Consider the following 2865-nt stretch of genomic DNA (forward strand, 5'->3'; position numbering starts at 1 on the left):
TTGTATGGTGGTGCAGGTAAAGATCAATTTGTCTTAGAGTATTTCGATGGTTCTCTTTTTGCCAAAGACCAAGATATCGTCACTGATTTTAAGAAGGGAGAAGACCAAATTGATGTCAGAAATATTGGCATCAGTGACTTCAATACTATCTTGCTTCTCACAAGTGATGATGTGGATGGAAACGCCATCATTAACACAAGGTATCGTCTCTCTAACGACAGTTCTTATTATCGACTCCAAATCAATGGTATTAGCAAAAGTCAATTACAAGCTAGTGATTTCAATTTCAGGAGTGCAGTTGTTAATGACACCATCACAGGAAGTAATTCCAATGATGATTTGTTTGGTGGTTTAGGTAACGATAGCCTGCAAGGTGAGCGTGGTAATGACCGTTTATTTGGTGAGCAGGGAGATGACAAGTTATTAGGTGGTTTGGGTGATGATACCTTGTACGGTGGTACAGGGAATGATACCTATTCTTTCCTAGCTAATACTGCTTTGGGAACCGACACAATTATAGAAACCACAACAGGTGGTACTGATACTATTGACTTTAGCGGTACTACGGTTGCTGTCAACGTCAATTTAGGTGTTACAACTTCGCAAACAGTTAATAGCAATCTCAACCTGATTCTTTCTGCCAACAACGTTATTGAAAATGCAACAGGTGGCACAGGCAATGACACTCTCACTGGCAATACACTGAATAATACTTTAATTGGTGGTGGTGGAAATGACCGACTCCAAGGTTTAACAGGAAATGATACTTATTCTTTTGTAGCTAATAGTGCTTTGGGAACCGACACAATTATAGAAACCACAACAGGTGGTATTGATACTATTAACTTTAGCGGTACTACAGTTGCCGTCAACGTAAATTTAGGTTTAACCACCTCGCAAACGGTTAATAGCAATCTCAAACTTATTCTCTCTGCCAACAACGTGATCGAAAATGCAACGGGTGGCACAGGTAATGACCTTCTCACTGGTAATACACTGAATAACACTCTGATTGGTGGTAATGGAAATGACACCCTCCAGGGAGGTAATGGTGATGACCAACTCTTGGGAGGACTGGGCAATGATATTCTCACTGGTGGAACTGGGAAGGATAAATATCTGTTCCAAAGTAACGGGGTTTTTAGCACAAGCTTAGGTGTTGATAATATCACTCAGTTTGAAACGGGACAAGACCAGATTGTGCTGAGTAAAACCACCTTTAATGCTATTACTAATACTGTAGGACAGGCTTTAACTGACTTTGCAGTTGTTACTAACGATCAATTCGTCAATGCTAGTAATGCACGTATTGTCTTTAGTCAAGGTAGTGACAAGTTATTCTATAACCGAGATGGCAATGTTTTGGGTACAGGAACAGTGTTTGAGTTTGCCCGTTTAGGAAATCCTAATATTACTCTCAGTAGTAGCAATTTCAGTCTAATTGCCTAGTACTGCTTCGTCCAATTCCAAATAAAAAATATCCAACTATTTATTGTGAGGTGGTTATCTCGCCTGCTTAGTAACCAAAGGCGGGCAAGATGCCCACCCCAGAAAGTTGGATAATTTATGTATTGGAAGTGTCTTAACTTCCTTGTTGATTTTGCCTTTAGCGAAGAAAATTGGCCGTGTTGTCACCTTAGAAGAAGGTTGTGTCATGGGTGGCTTTGGTAGTGCGATCGCTGAAGCTTTATTAGATGCAGATATTCTCGTTCCTCTCAAGCGCTTCGGTGTTCCAGATGTGTTAGTAGATCATGCTGAACCCAATGAATCTAAGACAGAACTCGGTTTAACTAGTCATCAAATAGCAGAGAGAGTGTTGCAAGCTTTCTTTAAACGGCAAGTATCTGCTGTTGTTTAGTTAATTTTTTGTAGTAATCAATCGCCCACAATTGTGACTCAGGTGTGGGCGATCGTTTATCTAATATCATGTCCGCATAATTAGTTATGATTCCTAGAGTCATTGCACCCGACCGTTTAATCCCCTCCTCGCTTGCGGGGAAGCAGGGTGGTTTCATACAACCAGAGAAAAACTAAAACTGGGTTTCAAAGCCTCTCCCCCCGTGGGGGAGAGGAATGGAAGTGAGGGAAAAAGCCCGGACACAAAACGATAAATCAAGACTTATATATTTTTCTTTTTTCGTATGAAACCACCCTGCTCTCGAAAAGCGGGGAAGGGAGGCGAAGCGTAACTTTGGCGGGGTGGGGTTCTTCGGCTTTAATAAGTAATTAAACGAGCATGATGTAACTTCAATTAACTTTGATAGCTCGATTAATTATATACTTAATCTTGTTAAGCACCAGCCTTATTATACCATCAATTAAGTAATCAAATCAGTGCAGTAGCAACTGATAGCTTTATAGTTTTGATGGGTTCCACGAGTGAAGTTGATTATCATTTCAAAAAAGGAAAAACATGCCAGGAACTACATTCACGACTGCTCAAAACATTGGAATTCTCACATCTTTTAACTACAATGATGCTATAGCAAATGCAAACCCAGTTGATTACTACAAATTCTCCCTGACAGGCACAAATGATATTAATGTAATTTTGAGTGGAGTGACTCAAAGCTATGTCAATGCCAAAATCTATTACGACAAAAATAATAATGGATTGATTGATAGTGGAGAGCAACTTGCTTCTGATTTTGCTAGTTCCAGTCGCAATGCTCAATTAACTACAACATTAGGAGCCGGAAATTACTATGTTGGAATTTCTCAAGACTCCAACAACGTCAACACCAACTATTCTTTACAATTATTAGCCACATCTACACCTGGTTCGATTCCCTCAAATCCTGGGAACACACTTACGCGAATTTCTCACAAACAATAAAAAATCAATTTATATGGACTGATGTTAGA

At 39.8% G+C, this 2865-nt stretch carries 2 protein-coding genes and 1 pseudogene; all 3 read left to right on the forward strand.

The window, feature by feature from the left end:
- The coding region (locus tag RMY63_RS41495; protein ID WP_322734243.1) for a calcium-binding protein at positions 1-1449 on the forward strand (1449 nt) is incomplete at its 5' end.
- Between the two features lie 133 nt (positions 1450-1582).
- Positions 1583-1858: pseudogene (locus tag RMY63_RS41500) on the forward strand (transketolase C-terminal domain-containing protein); the annotation flags it as partial.
- 555 nt (positions 1859-2413) lie between these two features.
- Positions 2414-2836, forward strand: coding sequence for a pre-peptidase C-terminal domain-containing protein (locus tag RMY63_RS41505; protein ID WP_322734244.1), 423 nt, complete (start codon positions 2414-2416; stop codon positions 2834-2836).
- The last annotated feature ends 29 nt before the right edge of the window (positions 2837-2865 follow it).

Source organism: Nostoc sp. ChiQUE01b, from assembly GCF_034531255.1.
In the GTDB taxonomy this organism is placed as follows: domain Bacteria; phylum Cyanobacteriota; class Cyanobacteriia; order Cyanobacteriales; family Nostocaceae; genus Nostoc.